The sequence below is a fragment of the Pseudomonas sp. LPH60 genome, assembly GCF_030718165.1.
In the GTDB taxonomy this organism is placed as follows: domain Bacteria; phylum Pseudomonadota; class Gammaproteobacteria; order Pseudomonadales; family Pseudomonadaceae; genus Aquipseudomonas; species Aquipseudomonas danubii.
Genome location: NZ_JAVAJH010000007.1, coordinates 233,652 through 252,661 on the forward strand (window position 1 = coordinate 233,652; position 19,010 = coordinate 252,661).

Annotated in this window: 12 protein-coding genes and 1 pseudogene; 9 read left to right on the plus strand and 4 right to left on the minus strand. The window is 62.7% G+C overall.

The window, feature by feature from the left end; genetic code table 11:
- Nucleotide 1: 1 nt before the first annotated feature.
- Nucleotides 2-520 (plus strand): SgcJ/EcaC family oxidoreductase, encoded by a 519-nt coding sequence (locus tag Q8O96_RS24420; protein ID WP_102864778.1) that lies wholly within the window; start codon nucleotides 2-4, stop codon nucleotides 518-520.
- 57 nt (nucleotides 521-577) lie between these two features.
- On the opposite strand, the gene Q8O96_RS24425 is transcribed toward Q8O96_RS24420, so the two are convergent.
- Nucleotides 578-1,579, minus strand: a complete 1,002-nt coding sequence (locus tag Q8O96_RS24425; RefSeq protein ID WP_102864779.1) for an AraC family transcriptional regulator — start codon at nucleotides 1,577-1,579, stop codon at nucleotides 578-580.
- Between the two features lie 248 nt (nucleotides 1,580-1,827).
- On the opposite strand from Q8O96_RS24425, the gene Q8O96_RS24430 reads away from it, so the two are divergent.
- Complete coding sequence (locus Q8O96_RS24430) at nucleotides 1,828-2,601, plus strand: EAL domain-containing protein (RefSeq protein ID WP_305949563.1); 774 nt, start codon at nucleotides 1,828-1,830, stop codon at nucleotides 2,599-2,601.
- A gap of 42 nt (nucleotides 2,602-2,643) precedes the next feature.
- Here Q8O96_RS24430 and Q8O96_RS24435 read toward each other — a convergent pair whose 3' ends face one another.
- The 3 genes from Q8O96_RS24435 to Q8O96_RS24445 all read right to left on the minus strand — a co-directional run bounded on the left by Q8O96_RS24435 (nucleotide 2,644) and on the right by Q8O96_RS24445 (nucleotide 4,011).
- A complete protein-coding gene (locus Q8O96_RS24435) occupies nucleotides 2,644-3,033 on the minus strand; it encodes a YceK/YidQ family lipoprotein (RefSeq protein ID WP_242553878.1) in 390 nt (129 codons plus the stop codon).
- 63 nt (nucleotides 3,034-3,096) lie between these two features.
- Nucleotides 3,097-3,417: a YceK/YidQ family lipoprotein gene (locus Q8O96_RS24440; protein WP_102864782.1), complete on the minus strand. Its 321-nt coding sequence runs from the start codon at nucleotides 3,415-3,417 to the stop codon at nucleotides 3,097-3,099.
- Nucleotides 3,418-3,474: 57 nt separating this feature from the next.
- Nucleotides 3,475-4,011 carry a DinB family protein gene (locus Q8O96_RS24445; RefSeq protein WP_250330103.1) on the minus strand — a complete coding sequence of 179 codons (537 nt, stop codon included), beginning with the start codon at nucleotides 4,009-4,011 and terminating at the stop codon, nucleotides 3,475-3,477.
- A gap of 244 nt (nucleotides 4,012-4,255) precedes the next feature.
- Between Q8O96_RS24445 and Q8O96_RS24450 the strand changes: the two genes are divergently transcribed.
- The 7 genes and pseudogenes from Q8O96_RS24450 (at nucleotide 4,256) to Q8O96_RS24480 (ending at nucleotide 19,009) form a co-directional block, all read left to right on the plus strand.
- Nucleotides 4,256-5,530, plus strand: a complete 1,275-nt coding sequence (locus Q8O96_RS24450) for a cystathionine gamma-synthase family protein (protein ID WP_115580451.1) — start codon at nucleotides 4,256-4,258, stop codon at nucleotides 5,528-5,530.
- A gap of 152 nt (nucleotides 5,531-5,682) precedes the next feature.
- A complete protein-coding gene (locus Q8O96_RS24455) occupies nucleotides 5,683-7,119 on the plus strand; it encodes an amino acid permease (protein WP_102864785.1) in 1,437 nt (478 codons plus the stop codon).
- A gap of 41 nt (nucleotides 7,120-7,160) precedes the next feature.
- Entirely contained in the window at nucleotides 7,161-8,051 is an 891-nt protein-coding gene (locus Q8O96_RS24460; RefSeq protein ID WP_115580450.1) for a LysR substrate-binding domain-containing protein, read from the plus strand.
- A 16-nt stretch (nucleotides 8,052-8,067) separates the two neighbouring features.
- Nucleotides 8,068-9,444 (plus strand): threonine synthase, encoded by a 1,377-nt coding sequence (thrC, locus tag Q8O96_RS24465; RefSeq protein ID WP_207166185.1) that lies wholly within the window; start codon nucleotides 8,068-8,070, stop codon nucleotides 9,442-9,444.
- A 22-nt stretch (nucleotides 9,445-9,466) separates the two neighbouring features.
- Nucleotides 9,467-9,904, plus strand: coding sequence for an Lrp/AsnC family transcriptional regulator (locus Q8O96_RS24470; RefSeq protein ID WP_060840062.1), 438 nt, complete (start codon nucleotides 9,467-9,469; stop codon nucleotides 9,902-9,904).
- Nucleotides 9,905-10,169: 265 nt separating this feature from the next.
- Nucleotides 10,170-10,373 (plus strand): annotated as a pseudogene (locus Q8O96_RS24475) (ShlB/FhaC/HecB family hemolysin secretion/activation protein); the annotation flags it as partial.
- Nucleotides 10,374-10,486: 113 nt separating this feature from the next.
- Nucleotides 10,487-19,009 carry a hemagglutinin repeat-containing protein gene (locus Q8O96_RS24480; protein WP_305949564.1) on the plus strand — a complete coding sequence of 2,841 codons (8,523 nt, stop codon included), beginning with the start codon at nucleotides 10,487-10,489 and terminating at the stop codon, nucleotides 19,007-19,009.
- The last annotated feature ends 1 nt before the right edge of the window (nucleotide 19,010 follow it).

The window sequence follows — 19,010 nt, forward strand, 5'->3', positions numbered from 1 at the left end:
TATGAAACTGAAAACCACTGCCCTGGCCCTGTTTTTCGCCTTCACCGCTCCACTGGCTGTGGCCGCCGAGGTCAAGCCCTATGTCTACAGCGCCGTTGCCGAGCAGCCGCAAGCGGCCCAGGACCGCGAGATCGCCGGCCTGTTCGATCGCTGGAACAGCGCCTTGCAGACCGGCAACCCGCAGTCGGTGGTGAGCCTGTATGCGCCGAACGCAGTGTTGCAGCCGACCGTGTCCAACCAGGTGCGCAGCACTCACGCACAGATCCAGGACTACTTCGAGCACTTCCTGGCGTCCAAGCCGGTAGGTCAGATCAACTACCGTGAAATCCGTCACCTGGGCCCGGATGCCGCCCTGGACAGCGGCGTCTACACCTTCACCCTGACCGACGCGTCCGGCAAGAGCGAGAAGGTCCAGGCGCGCTACACCTTCCTGTACGAGCGCATCGATGGCCAGTGGAAGATCCTCAACCATCACTCCTCGGCCATGCCGCAAGTCCAGCCGCAGCTGGCCGCTCACTGATCCACCTTGCGTTCCCTTCACGCCGAGCTTTCGCTCGGCGTTGTCGTTTCCCGCGGCTCACTGCTCGCGGTAGCGCCCCGGGGTCATGCCGAACCAGCGCAGGCAGGCCTTGTGAAAGCTGCTCTGGTCGCGAAAGCCCAGCAGGGCGCCGATGTATTTGACGCTGCGCATGGAGTTGCGCAGGAAGCTGTGGGCCAGCATCAAGCGGGCTTCGTCCAGCAAGGCCGAGAAATGCACGTCTTCATGTCCCAGGCGGCGTTGCAGGCTGCGGGTACTGACCCCGACGATCTGGGCGATGTTCGGCAGGTCGCTCGGTGCACCCTGGGCCAGGCGTTCGGACAACGCTCGACGGACCCGGGCGGTCATCGAACCGTTGTGCAGCAGGTTGAGGCGGTTACGCGCGTACTCCAGGTGCAGCACATCCAGGGCCGGGTCGGCGGTGGGCAGGGCAATGGCGCAATCCTGGCTGCTGAAGGACAGGCTGTTGTAGGGCGCGCAGAACTGCAGGTTGTCTCCCAGCAGCTGGCGCAGGGACCCGGTGTCCAGCGGCTCCTCGTAGGTGAAGGTGGCCGCCAGGGGCTGCACTTTGTGCTGCGGCAACAGCCAGTGCAGCAGGCCCAGGGTCTGGGCCGCGCCGGCGTCGATAAAGGCCCGGGGCATCATCGAGGGTTCGCTGGCCACGTCGAAGCCGATCAGGGTCAGCATCTGCGGCTTGCGCTCCAGGCACATGCAGAAGCCGTTGCTGATCAGCGCGTGGTAATCCACCAGGCGTTGCAGCGCGATGCCCAGGGTGGCGCAGGACATCACCGCATACCCCAATGCCTCCAGGTTGGCCGGATGGGCTTTGCTGTAGGCCAGCAGGCCCAGGTCCGGCTTGCCGGTGCGGCGCACCGCTTCCTGTATCACCTGATAGACCAGTTCCAGCCTCACGCCCTTGGGGTTTTCATACACATCCCGCAGGCTGCTGCCCAATTGCTTGAGCAAGGTTTCGACGTGGGCGCCGCCCTCATTCATGACATCGGCAAGCACCCTAAAGCTGGCGCTGGTCATTCTATGCATAGGTCTTCCTGGACTGATGGCTTAGTGATATCGGAGAGGCCGTTGGCATGATTGCAATAAACACGGGGCCACAGATGATTCGGCAGTGCCGCGCGTTTCCGAGGACAAGCGAAAGGTATCCAGGAACACTTCCTCAAGGCCTGTGCCGGGGTCGATCATGTTCGGCCAGGGCCCTTGGAAAGGGTGACGGCCAGCGCGTCGCATCCGGTTCGCCGCGAGGGTGCCGTTGTCTTGCCCGGGGAGTTGTCATGCAAAGCGTCAGAGACTTTTATCGTGAACTGGCCCAGGGCCGCCTGATGCTGGCGTTCCAGCCGGTGGTGTGGCTGCCCGACAGCAGCCGGGTGCTGTACCACGAAAGCTTGCTGCGCCACATCGATGCTCAGGGCGGCGAAGTCTATCCTCTGGCGCTGCTGGAAAAACACCAACTGATGCGCGAGCTCGATCAAAGCGTGGTGCGCTGCGTGATCGATGCGCTGCAGCGTGATGAACGCCTGCGCCTGGGGTGCAATATTTCCGCCCAGAGCGCGATCATCGACGGCTTCTGGTTGCCGATTCAGCAGGTGCTGCGCGACTCACCCTCAGTGGCCGCGCGCCTGGTGATCGAGATCACCGAAAGCGCTACGCCGCCGAGCATTGAGGCGGCCTGCGAGTTCGTCCTGTGCCTGCGGGAGCTGGGCTGCCGGGTGGCCATCGACGATTTCGGCGCGGGCCTGGGCACCCTGGAATTCATCCGCCAGACCCGGCCGGACATCGTCAAGATCGACAAGGGCTATATCCAGCGCGCCCGCGGTGAACTCAACAGCGCCCAGACCCTCAGCCACCTGGTGCAGCTGTGCAAGACCCTGGCGCCGTGCGTGATCATCGAAGGGGTGGAGACGGACAGCGACCAGAACCTGGCCACCGCCTGTGGTGGCGAGTGGGGGCAGGGTTATCTGTTCGGTCGCCCGCAGGTGGATCGGCTGGGGCGGCGCTGCTGCCTGGAGCAGCAGATGGCGCCGCGGTGTGCGCTGGATCAGGCCTAGCCCGGTGGCGCCATGACACGGCGCGAGCCCGCCTGACGGGGTTCAATCAACCTGCGGGGTGATGGGCGGGGTGTGGGCCGTCGGGTCTTGCACCTCGGCACTGATGGGCAATGCCGGCAGCTCTTCCTCGGGAATCTCCTTCATGTCCACGTGCCTGTTGCGCTGGGGCCGTTCCGGCTGGAACGCGTCGTAGGGCAGCAGCACGGTGTCGAGCGCCGCATCCAGGGGCAGGCTGGCCACCAGCAGGATCGGGCACACCACCGTCACCCAGCAGCCGCCGGTGATCATGCGTGCGTAGCCCATGTCATAGCCGGTGAGTACTTGGGCGTTGGTCTTGACGCTGCGGTAGTAGCGGTCGTCGCGAAAGTCCAGGGCATTGCCGCGAGTCATGTAGGTGCCGCAGCCGGACAGCAGCAGGGTGTTGAGCAACAACAGGTAATGGAGGATTCGGATGATCGGGCTTCCACGCAGGGGCGAAACAGGGTCGGGCGCGAATCAGTGATTCATCGCGTCATAGGGCAGCAGCGCGGTGTCGGCCACGGCATCCACCGGCAGGCTGACGATGGCCACCACCGGGCAGACGATGCTGACCCAGCAGAAGACCGTGGCGTAGCCGTCGTAGCCACTGGAGCCACGCATGGTCAGCAGCTCGATATTGGCCTGGGTGCCTTTGTAGTAGTCGTAGCCGCTATGGGCGTTGGGCGTGCGGGCGATCAGGGTGCCGCAGCCCGTCAGGGATATTGCGGATAACAGAAGTACAGCGTTGAGGGCTTTGATGATGCCATTCCTTAGCGAGCAGATTTTTGCCGTGCGCATCGTCGCAGAAGCCTGGGGCGCACGCTAGATAGGCTCGAATAAATAGTCGGCACCCGATCAGAGCGCTGATGGAATCAACAGCAACAGATCGGTATCGCCGATGTCCACGCCGGCTTGGGTCAGCAGGGTGCTGGCCTGGCCCCGGTGATGGGTCTGATGATTGAAAAAATGCACCAGCAGGGCATACACATTGCGCTCGGCGACCACGCCCCGGGTGTTGGCGTAATGCAGGCTGCTGTCCAGGTCGGTTTCGCTCAGGGACTGGCTGAAGTCGAGGATCAACTGATCCAGCCATTGGCGTTGCTGCCAGAGCCCGTCGAGGTTTGGGAACAGCAGGGTCTTGAGGTCCTGGGGCAGGGCCACCTGCTGCAGCGGGGCCAGCGCCGGATGCTGCGTCGGGTGTTGGGCAAAGCGCTTGAGCCAGATGGTGTCACCGGCCAGCAGGTGATTGAGGGTGCCGAGGATCGAGCCGAAAAACGCCTGGCGGTCGAGGACGATCTGCCCCTCGGGCAGGCTCATGGCGGCGTTGTACAGCTTGGCGTTCATCCATTGGTTGTAGCGGGCCATCAGGCCCAGGTGCTCGGTGCGGTTCATGGCCGTTCCTGGTGGTGTGGGGCGCTCGATCAGGCGGTCGTCAGCTTCGCAAGGTGGATGGCCGGCGCGCAAGGGTGGCTTGAAAGTCTCCGCGCGATGGGCGTTTTCCCGATCGGCGAGGCATTAAAAAAACCGCCCCTTTGGCCCCGATAACATCGTTTCTCGGGGCTTGGGCTTTTCTCTATATTGGCCACCAGATCCAGCGCGGCAACAGGCCGCGCGCCCTCTATGGTGAGCCGTTGCAATGAATAAAAAACCTGAACGCACAGGGCTGGAAAATCCCGGGACCGCCACTCGCGTGGTCTGGGGCGGAGAGCAAGTCCGTCACCCTTACAACGCCACGCAAACCCCGATTGTCGCCAGCGCCGCCTACGGCTACGACGACATCGACCAGTGGTACGACGTGGCCCTGGGCAAGGCCCCGGGCTTCATCTACAGCCGCATGAGCAACCCCACGGTGGAAACCCTGGAAGCCAAATTGTGCGACCTGGAAAACGCCGAATCGGCGGTGGCCTTCAGCAGCGGCATGGCGGCCATCAGCGGGGTGCTCTACAGCTTCCTGCGCCACGGCCAGCGGGTGGTGTCGACCAAGGACAGCTACGGCGGCACCAACAAGATTTTCGAAGAGTTCCTGCCGCGCATGGGCGTGGCCGTGACCCTCTGCGAAACCTTCGACCAGCAGCAGATCGAAGCCGAGATCGCCCAGGGTTGCGACCTGCTGTACCTGGAGACCCCGACCAACCCGACCCTGAAGATCGTCGACATCCAGCGTCTGGTCACCGCAGCGAAACAGGTCGGCGCCCTGGTGGTGGCGGACAACACCTTCGCCACGCCGCTGAACCAGAACCCCCTGGCCCTGGGCGTTGACGTGGTGATCCACAGCGCCACCAAGTTCCTCAGTGGCCACGGCGATGTGCTGGGTGGCGTGGCCTGCGGTAGCGAGGCGCTGATGAGTCAGGTGCGCCATTACCGGGAAATCAACGGCGCCAGCCTCGATCCGTTCTCGGCCTACCTGATCATCCGCGGGATCAAGACCCTGGCCCTGCGCATGCGCCAGCAACAGCACAGCGCGGCGCAACTGGCGCAGTTCCTGCTCAACGAGCCGCTGGTGGAAGCGGTGAATTATCCGGGGTTGCCCAGCCACCCGAATCACGCCGTGGCCTGTGCGCAGATGCGCGGTTTCGGCGCCATCGTCAGTTTTGTCCTGGTGGGCGGCATGGACAGCGTCAAGCTGCTGTTACCGCGCCTGCGCTACGCGCACTGCGCCGGCAACCTGGGGGCGGTGGAAACCATCTACGGCCCGGCGCGCACCACCAGCCATGTGGAGAACACCCTGGAAGAGCGCCAGGCCCTGGGCATTTCCGAAGGCCTGGTGCGGATCTCGGTGGGCATCGAAGACACCGATGATCTGCTGGCGGATCTGCAACAGGCCTTTGCCTGGCTGCGCCAATCGCTCAAGCACAACCCGGCGCCCGGCGCCGTCCCTTCCCTGAATGCCCGGGTCGAGGTGGCCCACTGAAAGAGCGCGCAATACCCCCACAGCAAGGCAGCCCGTGGGGGCTTCATGAAGAGGAATAACAATAAAAACCTGGCGGCATCCGATTTGTTTTCTGCCCATTTCCACAGTCGCAGAAATTGAGACTTGCCCTGACAACTTTCATGAGAACCATCATGTCCCTACAAGAACAACAGACCGACTTGCGCGGCGGCTTCAAGCAAGAAATGCAGACCCGGCACATCGTCATGCTCGCCCTTGGCGGGGTGATCGGCACCGGGCTGTTCCTCACCTCCGGCTACACGGTGAACCAGGCCGGCCCGCTGGGTGCGGTGATCGCCTACATCATCGGCGCGCTGATGGTGTACATGGTGATGATGTGCCTCGGCGAGCTGGCGGTGCAGATGCCCGAGACCGGCTCCTTCAGCACCTACGCCACGCGCTTTCTCGGCCCTGGCACCGGCTACACCGTGGCCTGGCTGTACTGGCTGACCTGGACCGTGGCCATTGGCTCGGAATTCACCGCCGCCGGTATCCTCATGACCCGCTGGTTTCCCGACACCCCGGTGTGGATCTGGAGCGCGCTGTTCGCCCTGGTGGTGTTTTTGTCCAACGTGGTCTCGGTGCGGCTGTTCGCCGAGACCGAGTTCTGGCTGTCGCTAGTCAAGGTGATCACCGTGCTGGTGTTCCTGGTGGTGGGTGGCGGGGCAATCCTGGGCCTGTTGAACATCGATCAGGCCCACAGCATCGGCTTGAGCAACTTCACCCGCGAGGGGTTGTTCCCCACCGGCTTCATGCCGATTGCCATGACCCTGCTGGCGGTGTCCTTCGCCTTCTCCGGCACTGAGCTGATCGGCATTGCTGCCGGTGAAACCCGCGACCCGCAACGCAATGTGCCACGGGCGATCCGCACCACGGTGCTGCGCCTGGCGATCTTCTTCGTCGGCACCATCTTCGTCCTCGCCACCCTGTTGCCCCGGGAGCAGGCCGGTTTGGTGGAAAGTCCGTTCGTCACGGTGTTCACCTACATCGGCATTCCGTACTCGGCCGACATCATGAACTTCGTGATCATCAGCGCGCTGCTGTCCGCCGCCAACTCCGGGTTGTACGCCGCCTCGCGGATGCTCTGGACCCTGAGCGACCAGGGCCATCTGCCCAAGCAGTTCTCGGCCCTGACCCGCATGGGCACGCCGCTCAACGCGATCATCGTGAGCATGGCCGGCGGTGCGGCCTCGCTGCTCAGTAGTGTGTTCGCGCCGGACACCATCTACCTGGCCCTGGTGTCGATTTCCGGGCTGGCGGTGGTGGTGGTGTGGATGAGCATCGCCGCCAGCCAGATCGCCTTCCGCCGTCACTACGTGGCCAATGGCGGTGATGTGCGCGAGCTCAAGTTCCGTGTCCGCGGCTACCCCTGGGTGCCGCTGGGGGCCTTGTTCTGCTGCGCCCTGGCCTGTGTCGGCATCGGCTTCGACCCCGAGCAGCGAGTGGCCCTGTACTTCGGTGTGCCCTTCATCGCCTGGTGCTACTTCGTGTATTACATTACCCGCAGTAGCCGCCAGCGGCGCCTGGCCCTGGCACCTCTGGCACGCTCGTCCGATGCCCTTCAGGGCTGAAGAACGGGAGCGGTCTCCAGGGTGTCCATGAGAGTCAGGCCATGAAGCAGAAAAGCTTGCCCCCGCTGAACTGGCTGCGCGCCTTCGAAGTGTCCGCCCGCTGCCTGAACTTCACCCACGCCGCCGAGGAACTGTTCCTCACCCAGGGTGCGGTGAGCCAGCAGATCCGCCAACTGGAAAGCCACCTCGGGGTGGCGCTGTTCAAGCGCCTGCCCCGGGGCCTGGACCTGACCGAGGAGGGGCGCTCCTACCTGCCGGTGGTGCAGGACGCCATTACCCGGCTGGCGGTGGGCACCAACGAGATCTTCGGCCAGCACCAGCACCGGCCGATCAAGGTGCGCGGCAGCCTGGCGTTCTTCGTCCACTGGCTGGCGCCCAAGCTGGTGACCTTCCAGCAGGCCCAGCCCCAAGTGGACCTTCGCTACATCAGCAATATCTGGGTCAAGGAACTGGACGGCGAGGACGACATGGAGATCCGCTGGGGCCGCGGTCATTGGCCGGGGCTGGTGGCCCAGCGCCTGACCTGGGACAGCCTGTTCCCGGTCTGCGCCCCGGCCTTGCTGGCGCGCTTGCCACTGCAGGTGCCGGACGATCTGGCCCGGCATCAACTGCTGCATGTACTGGGCTATGAGGAGGGCTGGGGCTACTGGCTCAAGCGTGCCGGCGCCAGAGGCGTGGACTCGTCCCGGGGCATGCAGTTCGACACCCTGATCTCGACCCTGCGCATGGCCGAACTGGGCCAGGGCGTGGCCCTGGCCCGTTCCTCGATGGTCGCTGAAATGCTGGCCGACGGGCGCCTGGTGGAGCCTTTCGAGCAGCGTATCGAGGCCAGCGAATCCTTTTATCTGGTGCGCGGCGCCGATGCCGAGCAACACCCCGATGCGCTGAAGTTCTCCACCTGGCTGGTGGAGCAGGCCCATCGCTATAAATGACTGGCCGGAGCCAAGCATGCGCTATGTGAGTACCCGCAGTGCCGCTGAACAGGTGGATTTTGCATCCGTGGTTTTGTCCGGCGTGGCCGCCGATGGCGGGCTGTATGTGCCGCAGCGGCTGCCGTGTTTCAGCCCCCAGGAAATCGCCAACTGGTCGACCCTGGATTACCCCGAACTGGCCTTTCGCGTGCTCAGCCCCTTTGTCGGCGACAGCCTGCCCGAGGCTGACTTCAAGGCGTTGCTGCACCGGGCCTACAGCGGTTTTGGCCATCGTGCTGTGGCGCCTTTGCGGCAGATTGATCGCAACGAATGGCTGCTGGAGCTGTTTCATGGCCCCAGCGGTTCGGCCAAGGACTTTGCCGCACGCCTGCAGGCCCAGCTGGTGAGCTACTTTCTCCAGCGCCGGCAGCGTCGCGGGGTGCTGGTGGGCGCCAGCAACGGCGACACCGGGCTGGCGGCGATCGACGCCTTCAAGGATTGCCCGCAGACCCAGGTGCTGGTGTTCTACCCGCAGCACGGCGTGCCCGAGCAGCAGGGGCGGCAGTTGCAGGCGGCGCATCACCCGGGGTTGTGGCGCTTTGCGGTACAGGGCAGTTTCGACGACTGCCAGACCCTGGTCAGCCGCCTGCTGCGCCAGTGGCCTTTGCCCGAGCACGAGGCGATCGGCTTCAACTCCAGCAACTGGGTGGGGGTCATGGCCCAGTTGGTGCTGTATTTCCATGCCGTGCTGCAACTGGGCGGCGGTCAGCGACCCATCGGCTTCAGCGTGCCGGCGGCGAGTTTTGCCGAAGTCTATGCCGGCTACATCGTGCAGAAGATGGGCCTGCCGATCACCCAGATGATTGTCGCCACCAATAGCAATGACGCGCTGCATCAGCTGTTCCTGAAGAACCGCTACTCCCGCGGGCAGGCCCGCCAGAGCCTGTCGCCGGCCATGGACCTGTCGCTGTTCGCCAACCTCGAACGTCTGGTCTGGGAGCTGTATGGCCAGGACCCGCAGGCGGTGGCGGCGCTGATGCGGGGGTTCGAGGACAGCGGCGAGATGAGCCTGAACAACGAGGCCTGGCTGCAGGCGCGGATGATCATCGACTCCTATTCGGTCAGCGACGAAGAGACCGGCAAGGAGATCGTCAGCCTGTACCGGGATACCGGCTACGTCATCGATCCCCACGCCGCCACCGGGGTGCTGGCGGCGCGCCTGTACCGCCGCAGTCTGGTGGCACCGATGGTCACCCTGGGGGAAATCGCACCGGCCAAGTCGGCGCGGCTGCTGGGCTCGCTGGGCATTCCCGGGGTGGTCCCGCCACCGGTGGCAGCGCCCTCGACGCTGCAGTGGCAGACCCTGGCGGCGGATGATTTTGCCGCATTGCTGCATTGCCTGAAGGCACTGTGATGGACCGGTTCAAGGGGGCTGTATGAAGCGGATTCTGGATCCTCTGGACGAGCGCATCCTGGCCGAGCTGAGCGTCAATGCCCGGGCGGCTCATGCCGAGCTGGCGGCCAAGGTCAACCTGTCGCGCAATGCCGTGCGCCAGCGCATCGAACGCCTGGAGCGCGACGGCGCGATCCAGGGCTACACCATTCGCGTGGGCGAAGGGCGCGGGGCGGATACCCGGATCAATGCGCTGATCTTCGTCTACCGCTACGACCGCATGCGCGGCGCCGAGGTGTTGCAGGCCCTGCGGGCGATGCCGGAGATCGTCCAGTGCGAAGTGCTCAGCGGCGAGTTCGATGTACTGGTGCGGGTCAGCGCCGCCACCGCGGAGCGGGTGCACCGGGTGTGGAATGACATCGCCGCCTTGCCCGGGGTGGAAAACACCGTGACTTCCTTTGTCTTGTCGTCGGTGAGTTAGGCGCTGTCTGCTGGCGGATCAACAGTCCGCTGACAAGAAACCTTTCCTGAAAATTCAGAAGCGTCTGATGTGTCGGTTGCCGGGGTCAATCTAGTATCGGCGCCCACTGCAAGGCCCGTATTCCGGGGGTACACGCAGTTTTTCTAGGCGTTCAGCGCTTATTTGACGCCACAATAGTGGCACATTAGCATCGTCCGTCCTGTCGTAACCCTTGCTGCCCTTTCGAAGGATCGAATATGTCCATCTCCACCTTCAGGATGAGGTTGTGCTGTGTGCTGTGTGCTGTGTGCTGTCCTGCCTGCAGCTGGCTGGCCCTTTGCACATGGCGATTGCCGCCCTCTTGCCCGCACCGACCTTCAACGCCGGCGACCAGGACCTGATCCGCGACCGGCAGAATCGCCTGCTGGAACAGCAGCGGCGTCTCGAACAACTCAAAGACTTTTCCGCGGTAAGCGCTTCGCCGCCGGCGTGACCTTTGCCCATTTCCTCAAGCGGCCAGATGCCCTGAGTGAGCGGGAAGCACCGATCTACTTCCGTTTGGATCTGTTCCTCTAATTCCGCTTTTTGCCTGAGATTTTCGACATGGACGTTCGTCAGCTTGCCTTCCTAGCCCGCCAGCCTTCGGCTGCCCTGCAATCCCGTGAGTCCTTTTGGGGCCTGCCCAAGCGTGGTCTGGCGTTCATCCTGGCCAACATGATGTTCTGGCAGCCGGTGGTGGCGATGGCCGACGGCATCGTGGTCAACGGCAGCGGCACCAGCCTCGGGCAAGCGGCCAATGGCGTGCCTATCGTCAATATTGCTGCGCCCAATGGCGGTGGGCTGTCCCACAACAAGTTCAGTGATTACAACGTCGGCCAGCAGGGCCTGATTCTCAACAACGCCACGCAAAACCTGCAGAACACCCAGTTGGGTGGCTACATCATCGGCAACAGCAACCTGGGTGGCCGCGCGGCCAATGTGATCCTCAACGAGGTCAATGGCGGCAGCCCCAGCCAGCTAAAGGGCTACACCGAAGTGGCCGGGCAATCGGCCCATGTCATCGTCGCCAACCCTTATGGCGTGACCTGCAACGGCTGCGGTTTCATCAACACCCCCAAAGCCACCCTGACCACCGGCAAACCGGTGATCGAGAATGGTCAGGTCCAGCGTTATCAGGTGGACCAGGGCAGCGTCGCCATCGAAGGTGCGGGGCTCAACGCGAGCAATATCGACCAGTTCGAAATCATCACCCGCAGCGCCAAGATCAACGCCGAGATCCAGGCCAAGCACCTGGCGGTGATCGCCGGGGCCAACGATGTCGACGCCCAGACCTTGAACGCCACGGCACGCACCGCCAACCCGGCGGATGCGCCGCAACTGGCGATCGACTCGTCAGCCCTGGGCGGCATGTACGCCGGGGCGATCAAGCTGGTGGGCACTGAAGCCGGGGTGGGGGTGAAGTTGGCGGGGGACATGGCCACCAGCGGCGGCGACCTGCAAATCGATGCCAATGGCAAATTGACCCTGGCTCGTGCTCAGGCCCTGGGCGATGTGCAACTCAAGGCGCAAGAGGTGCAACTGACCGAGTCGGTGTACGCGGACCGGAACGCCAAAGTGGTTGCTGCTGAAAAACTGGCGGTGGACAAAAACCTGACAGCGGGCGGCAACGTGCACCTCGAAGGCCGGCAGGTGGTCAGTCGTGGTCAGCTTAATGCGGGGCTCCAGCGGCAAGAGGCTAGCGAGACCATCAATCCCACCAGTCATCTGCAGCTTCAGGGCGGCAGTCTGACCAATACCGGCACTATTAACGCCCGGGGCAGCCTCACGACTGATCTGGAGCGCCTGGATAACCGGGACGCGGAACTGGTGGCTGCGGGTGATCTGCACCTCAAGGCCGGTCGTGTTGATAACCGTGGTGGTCAGTTGATTGGCCAGCAAGCTCTCAAGGTTGAGGGCAGCAGTCTGGATAATCGTGGCGGGACCCTGGCCGCCGAGCAGTCTGTCAAGGTGGTACTCGACACTCTGGACAACCGCGATCAGGGCCTGCTGCTCAGCAAAAGCGCAGACTTGACCCTGAACACCGACAGCCTGGATAACCGCCAGGGCACCCTGCAAGCCAACCAGGGCGAGCTCAAGGCCAGGGTCAAACAGGTCCTCGACAACGGCGGCGGCAAGATCCTCACGGGTGCCGGAAAACTGAGCCTGGAAGCCGATGAACTGCGCAACCAGCAAGGACGACTGAACGCCCAGACCGGCAAGCTTGAGGTCAAGAGCGCGACCTTCGACAACACTCAGGGGCAGGCCCGCGGGGCGGCAGTCGAGATCAGCAGCAGTTCCCGTCTGCTCAATGATCAGGGGCATGTGCTGTCCACCGCAGGCGACTTGCAGCTCAAGGGCGGCGAGCTCCGCAACAACGAGGGCGAGATCGCCAGCCAGAAGCACCTGCAACTCTCCGTCGACAGCCTGCAGAATCAGAAGGGCAGCCTCAGCGCCGAAACCATCGGGCTGGCGCTTTCCGGCAAGCTGGACAACGACGCGGGGCTGATCGAGTCTCGGGAAAGCCTCGCGGTGGACGCCGGTTCAGTGAGCAACGCCAAGGGTCGTTTGCGGGCCTTGGGCGAGCAGGGCGAGAGCCGCTTCAGCATCGGTGGTCGTTTCGATAACGACCAGGGCCTGGTGGAGATCGGCAATCAGCGCTTGATTCTGAGCAGTGGGGGCTTGAGCAATCAGCAAGGGCTGGTGCGCCACCTGGGGCAACAAGGCTTCGCGCTGTCCCTGGCGGACGCTGGCAATGCTGGCGGTAGTTTCATCACCAACAGTCGGCTGGATCTGGACCTGGCGGACTGGAGCAACACCAGCCGGATCCAGGCACAAAAGATCGGCTTGAAGGTCGGGACCTTCACCCAGACCCGCAGTGGCAAGCTGATTTCAGTGGAGGGCGTCGAAGCCAGTGGTAACCACTGGATCAACGACGGCGGCCTGGAAACCGATGGCGACCTGAAGCTGATTCTCAGTGGTTCTTACCAGGGCAACGGCCTGCTCAAGAGCCAGGGGCGCATGACTTTCGCTGCCGCCCGCGCCGACCTTGGCCAAGAGGCCGAGGTGCGCAGCGGTGCTGCCGCCGATTTCACCCTCGGCAGTCACCTGCAGAACCTCGGCACGCTCACGGCCGCCGGTGACCTGCAACTCAAGGTCGACAGCTTGAACAACCAGGGCACCTTGGGGGCGGGCAATGCCCTGCGTATTGAAACCCCGACCCTGGTCAACCAGGGCGGGCTGATCTTCAGCGGCGCCGACATGCAGCTGGAAATCAGCAGCCTGACCAACGACAAGGGTGACATCTACAGCCTTGGGCGCCTGGATGTGAATGCACCGGGACAACAACCGGCCAGCCTGATCGAAAACATCTCCGGCACCATCGAAAGCGCCCATGGCATGCAGTTGCTGGCCAACCGCCTGATCAACCGCAAGGAGAAGTTTGCCTTTGTTCCGGCCCTGACCTCCGGGCGTATCACCTTGCACTTCACCGACAACTGCAAGGGCAAGCACTGTGCAGCCTCCTACTCGGTGACCGAGGTCTACGGCACGAAAATCACCGAGGACTCCCAGCGCGGTAACCTGATTTCCGGCGCCGAGCTGACCTTCAAGGGCGACAGCTTCGAAAACCAGTTCAGTACCGTTTCTGCCGCCGGCGACATCAGCTTGCAAAGCAACAGCCTGAAGAACATCGGTGCCGGTGGTGGCGAGATCCGCAATTACGCTTACTCGATCTACACCAAGGACGACGGCGCCTACTACACCTTCATCAACAACATGGGGCGCTACAACGCCTACAACGACCCCAACTCTGCCAGTTACAACCCTGCGGCGATGCCATTGGGAGCGATCGCCCTTGGTAGCCTGAACGGCTTCAGCAAGGTTGAGACCTCCGGCAGTGGCGAAGCCGCCGCGGCAGTCATCCAGGGCGCCGGCAAGGTGGACATCACCGGCACCCAACTGCTGGAAAACAGCGTGATTCGTCCGGGTGAAACCGTGGCCGCCAGTGCCAGCCGGGTCGGCCTGACAACCGTGGACAGCAGCACCCAGGCCCTGCCACAGCTGAACCTGCAAGCCGCTCCGGACCTGCAGCAACAAGCGGTCAACCCTCTGGCCTTGCCCGGTTTCAGCTTGCCGCAAGGTGACAGCGGCCTGTTCAAGGTCAGCCGCAACCCGCAACACAAATACCTGATCGAAACCAACCCGGCGTTCGCCAACCTCAAGCAGTTCATCAGTTCCGACTACCTGCTCAGCCGCATCGGTTTCAACAGCGACCAGACCCAGCGCCGCCTGGGCGACGGTCTCTACGAACAACGACTGATCCGCGAAGCGGTGATCGCCCGTACCGGCCAGCGCTTCATTGCCGGGCTGGACAGCGACCAAGCGATGTTCCGCCACCTGATGGACAACGCGATCGCCAGCAAGACCGCCCTTGACCTGTCACCGGGTGTCGCCCTGACCTCCGCCCAGGTTGCGGCCCTGACCCACGACATCGTCTGGATGCAGGAACAGGAGGTCAACGGCGAGAAGGTCCTGGTACCGGTGCTGTACCTGGCCCAGGCCAACAACCGCCTGGCGCCCAATGGCGCGCTGATCCAGGGGCGCGACGTGAACCTGATCTCCGGCGGCACCCTGGCCAACCAGGGCACCCTGCGCGCCAGTGCTCAACTGCAGGCCAGTGCCCAGAACATCGACAACAGCGGCCTGATGGAAGCCAACGAACGTCTGTCGCTGCTGGCCACCCAAAGCATCCGCAACGCCCAGGGTGGGATTCTCAAAGGCCGGGACGTCAGCCTGGTAGCGACCCAGGGCGACGTCGTCAACGAACGCTCGAAAGTCGGCCAGGACACCCGTTATGGCGGTGGGGTCCAGCACAACGACTACCTCAACAGCGCGGCTCGGGTCGAGGCGGGCAACAGCCTGACTATCGACGCCGGACGGGATATCCGTAACAGCGGCAGCGTGCTCCAGGCCGGGGGGGATGCGAGTCTCAAGGCGGGACGTGATCTGGCGTTGGTGGCCACTGAGCAAGTGAACAGCAGCAGCGGGCGCCACAAGAAGACCAGCTGGAGCCAGAGCCAGACCACCCAGCACGGCAGTGAAGTGCAGGTCGGTGGCAATCTTTCCGCCACGGCCGGCCAGGATCTGCAGATAGTGGCCAGCAAGGTCGCTGCCCAGGGCAGCCTGGCACTGGCAGCGGCGCGTGATGTCTCCATCGAGGCTGCGGCCAATGAGAGCCACCGCGCGTCGAAGAGCAAGAAGGTCACCAGCAGTAACGATCAGGTACGTCAGCAGGCATCCTCGGTGACCGCTGGCGGCGATCTGTCGATCAAGGCGGGTCAGGACCTGACCTTGGTGGCCAGCCAGGTGAAGGGCGAGCAAAACGTCGCGCTGGACGCCACTCGCGATCTCAATTTGCTGTCCGCCAAGGACGAGAGCGCCTCTTTCTACTCGAAGAAGAGCAAAGGCTCCTTCGGGCGTAGCAGCAGCAAGCAGCAGGAGAGCTACCACAGCACCAACGTCGCCTCTGTGGTCGAGGCCGGGAAAGACCTGACCCTCAACACCAGCAAGAAAGCCGATGGCGGCATGAGCATCAACGGCGGCCGCGATGTCACGGTGATCGGCAGCCAGCTCAAGGCCGGTGCAGACCTGATGGTCGGTGCCACCGGCGATGTGGCGATCCTCTCCGGCGTCGAGGAACACGGCTCCTACAGCAAGAAGACCAAGTCCGGCTTCCTCGGCCTGTCCAAAAGCGGCAAGAGCCAGTTGCAAACCACCGCGACCCAGGTCGGCAGCGAGTTGAGCGCTGGCAACGATGTGGTGGTGGCCGCGGGCAACGATATCCGCTTGCGGGCCAGTGAAGCCACCGCCGGCAACGATGTGGAACTGCGTGCCGGGCTGGTCAAGGACACGGGTGATATCAACCTGGTTTCGGCCAACGACAGCGCCTACAGCCGCAGCGAGCAGTACAAGAAAAAAGTCGGGCTGTCCTCCTCCGGGGCCAGCGTCTCCTTTGCCTCGGCCAAGGAGTCCGGGCGCCAGGCGCAAAGCAGCACCAGCGTGGGCAGCCAGGTGTTGGCCGAGCGCGATGCGAGCCTGAAGGCCGAGCGCGACATCAACGTGGTGGGCAGCGGCATCAGCGCCGGACGCAATGTCAGCCTCGACGCCGGACGTGACGTCAATGTGGTGGCGGCACAGAACAGCTCGGCGGAGCAGGACTGGAAGAAGAGCAAGCAAGTCGGCGTAGGCGTCAGCAGTGACGACAACGGTGTCAGCCTCTTCGCCGGGGCCGAGCGCAACAAGGAAAAGAATCGCGTCGAAACCCAGACCGCCGCCGCCAGCCAGATCAGCGCCGGTGCAGACCTGACGGTCAACGCCAAGCGCGACATCAATCAGATCGGTTCCGACCTTCGGGCCGATCACGACATCAACCTGGTGGCCGGCCGCGACATCAAGATCGACGCCGCCCGGGAAGTGCGGGTGACCGAGCAGCAGCGTGAAAGCGAGCGCAATGGCCTGGGTGTCACCCTCAACCACAACTACGGCAAGACCAAGGACGCGGTCAATGGTGCCGGCGACGGTGAAAACAACACCAGCAAAGCCTCCAGCACCCTCAAGGCCGTCGACTCGGTCAGCCAGTTCCTCGCTGGGCCGACCGCCGACGTCAAGCTTGGCAACAGCAAGCAAAGCAGCAGCCAAGAGATCATCGAGCAGGGCAACCGCTCTTCAACCCTGCAGGCCGGCAACGACCTGAACCTCACGGCCAACAACGATGTGACCGTCAAGGGCAGTCAACTGAGTGCCGGGCGTGACATCAACGTCAAAGGGCGCGACGTCACTCTGGATGTGGCCAAAGGCAGCATCAGCGAGGAAACCCGCAACACCGAGATGTGGGGCGGCATTCACGGCGGCACCAGCGGTGGCTTCAAGATCGGCGTCGGCGGCAGCTTCGGCACCGCCAGCAGCGAGAGCAGCCAAGGTTCCTCCACCGCCACCCAACTGGATGCCGGGCGCGACATCAACCTCAAGGCCAGCAACGACCTGAACCTGATCGGCACCCAGGCCCAGGCCGGACGCAACATCGACCTGGATGCCGGCAACGACCTGAACATCCGCGCCGCGCAGAACGACCACAGCAGCGAGAACAACCGCAACAGTGGTGGCGGGGAAGCGGGCATTACTGTGGGAACCGAGAAAGGCATCGGCTTCTATGCCAGTGTCAGCTTGGGTAAGGGCAACCTGGAGCGTGAGGGCGAGCGCCAGCAAGAGGCTTATCTCTATGCCGGGGACCGTCTGGGTTTCACCAGTGGCAAGGACACCAACATTGCGGGTGCCAACTTGCGTGGTGATGAGGTGATCGGGCGTGTCGGGGGGGACCTGAACGTCGCTTCGGTCGCCGATACCGGCAAGGTCAAGGGCAAGGAGTTCGACATCAGCGTCACTGCCACCATCGGCCTGGGTGCTGGTGTTAGTGGCTCGGTCGGCTATGGCCAGACCACCGGCAAGACCGACTGGGTTGAAGAACAAACCCGCATCACCGGCAAGAACAAGGTCGATATCCGCACCGAAAACCACACCCAGATCGACGGCGCGCTGATCGCCGCCGACAACGGCAACCTCAAGCTGGACACCGGCACCCTGGGCTTCAGCGATATCGCCGGCAAGGACAAGGAGCACGGTTACTACCTGAACGTGGGTGGCACCTACAGTGCGGGCGGTAACACCACACAAGACAGCAGCCAGGTGGGCAAAGGCAAGGAAGGTGAAACCGGCTGGAGCGTCAGCGGCTGGGACTACCAGAAGGATCGCGAGCAGATCGTGCGCGCCACCGTTGGGGCGGGCGAGATCGTGGTGCGCAAGGATGCCGAGACCGGGGCCGATTCAACGGCCGGGCTGAATCGGGATGTGAACAAGGCGTATGAGATCACCAAGGATGAAGAGTCGCGTACGGATTTGTATGCGAGCAGTTCTTCCCTTGGGGCGGTGGCGAGTCCGAAGAAGACGTATGAGCAGTGGAAGAAGAATGTTGAGTTGTATGGGGAGAACAGTCGAGACGCGATCTTAAAGCTCGACGAGCTTATGGCCAGTATGGTCGTGCTGCTGACAGCGGGAAGTGATATCGAGTTTGCATCCAAGCATGTGAATAACGTGCTGGTGCTCCGTGAAAACGCTCGAAAACTCGTCAGCAAGGATGCGAACAAGCGCGCGGAGGGTATGGATTATCTGATCCGGGCGAAAGTCGGCGAAGCGAATGGGGAGGGGGGCAGACTTCTTATCGCTCGAATGAAGGATATCGCCCGCGAGAGCCCGGAAAAGTCACTTGAGCTGGCAGAAATGTTGGCCAATTTGAAGAACCCTTCAAATGGATCGCTAAATCTCGCTGCTGCTCCTGCCGCAGGAATGATGGGGGCTTTAGCGCTTGCGCTGGTTTACTCAGGAGCGTCGCCCCAGACTCAAGAAAATATGCGTAACACAGTCAACTCGGTTGTTGAGAACGCTAAAAAGTCAGGTGGTGTTGCAAAGGAAGAGGTGCAGAAGCAGCTAAAAATTTCAATCGGCCTTTGGGAGTTTATAACCCTCACTGCGTTTCCAATTCACCTGCTTGATGATGAAAACCGAAAGCTGGTCAATCCGATTGTTGATACGTCAGGAGGGAATCCTGCCAGTGGAGGCTACGCTGAGGGTGGCAGAGTTATTACAACGCCGCATACCGGAGGTACTCAACTGGATGGGGTGCAAAAGGATGGCGCCTATGTGACTCCGGAGCACAAGCTGAATCCGGGGGTGATGGCTAATTCATCTAGCACTCCTGAGGGGCGTGTACTGACAGGTCACTCGGTTGAAAGCTTGCGACGTCATGGTTTTAAGGATCTTAAACAGGTTGATGATGTGATTAACAATGCAACACATAAAGTCAATCAAAGGGATGGTGCTGTTGTTTTTGTTCAGAAAGTAGGAGTGGGTAGTAAGGCAAAGTATAATTTGGTTGTTGAAGGTGAAGAGGGTATTGTTACGGGTATGCGTAATTTTGATAGATTTGATGTTCAGAAGATGGCCCGAAACCAAGGCTGGGAAAGTTTTCCTTTTTAAG

Excerpts from the sequence above, each read along its gene's own strand:
- Q8O96_RS24420 (WP_102864778.1), top strand. The coding sequence starts at position 2 with ATGAAACTGAAAACCACTGCCCTGGCCCTGTTTTTCGCCTTCACCGCT.
- Q8O96_RS24425 (WP_102864779.1), bottom strand. The coding sequence starts at position 1,579 with ATGCATAGAATGACCAGCGCCAGCTTTAGGGTGCTTGCCGATGTCATG.
- Q8O96_RS24430 (WP_305949563.1), top strand. The coding sequence starts at position 1,828 with ATGCAAAGCGTCAGAGACTTTTATCGTGAACTGGCCCAGGGCCGCCTG.
- Q8O96_RS24440 (WP_102864782.1), bottom strand. The coding sequence starts at position 3,417 with ATGCGCACGGCAAAAATCTGCTCGCTAAGGAATGGCATCATCAAAGCC.
- Q8O96_RS24445 (WP_250330103.1), bottom strand. The coding sequence starts at position 4,011 with ATGAACCGCACCGAGCACCTGGGCCTGATGGCCCGCTACAACCAATGG.
- Q8O96_RS24450 (WP_115580451.1), top strand. The coding sequence starts at position 4,256 with ATGAATAAAAAACCTGAACGCACAGGGCTGGAAAATCCCGGGACCGCC.
- Q8O96_RS24455 (WP_102864785.1), top strand. The coding sequence starts at position 5,683 with ATGTCCCTACAAGAACAACAGACCGACTTGCGCGGCGGCTTCAAGCAA.
- Q8O96_RS24460 (WP_115580450.1), top strand. The coding sequence starts at position 7,161 with ATGAAGCAGAAAAGCTTGCCCCCGCTGAACTGGCTGCGCGCCTTCGAA.
- thrC (WP_207166185.1), top strand. The coding sequence starts at position 8,068 with ATGCGCTATGTGAGTACCCGCAGTGCCGCTGAACAGGTGGATTTTGCA.
- Q8O96_RS24470 (WP_060840062.1), top strand. The coding sequence starts at position 9,467 with ATGAAGCGGATTCTGGATCCTCTGGACGAGCGCATCCTGGCCGAGCTG.
- Q8O96_RS24480 (WP_305949564.1), top strand. The coding sequence starts at position 10,487 with ATGGACGTTCGTCAGCTTGCCTTCCTAGCCCGCCAGCCTTCGGCTGCC.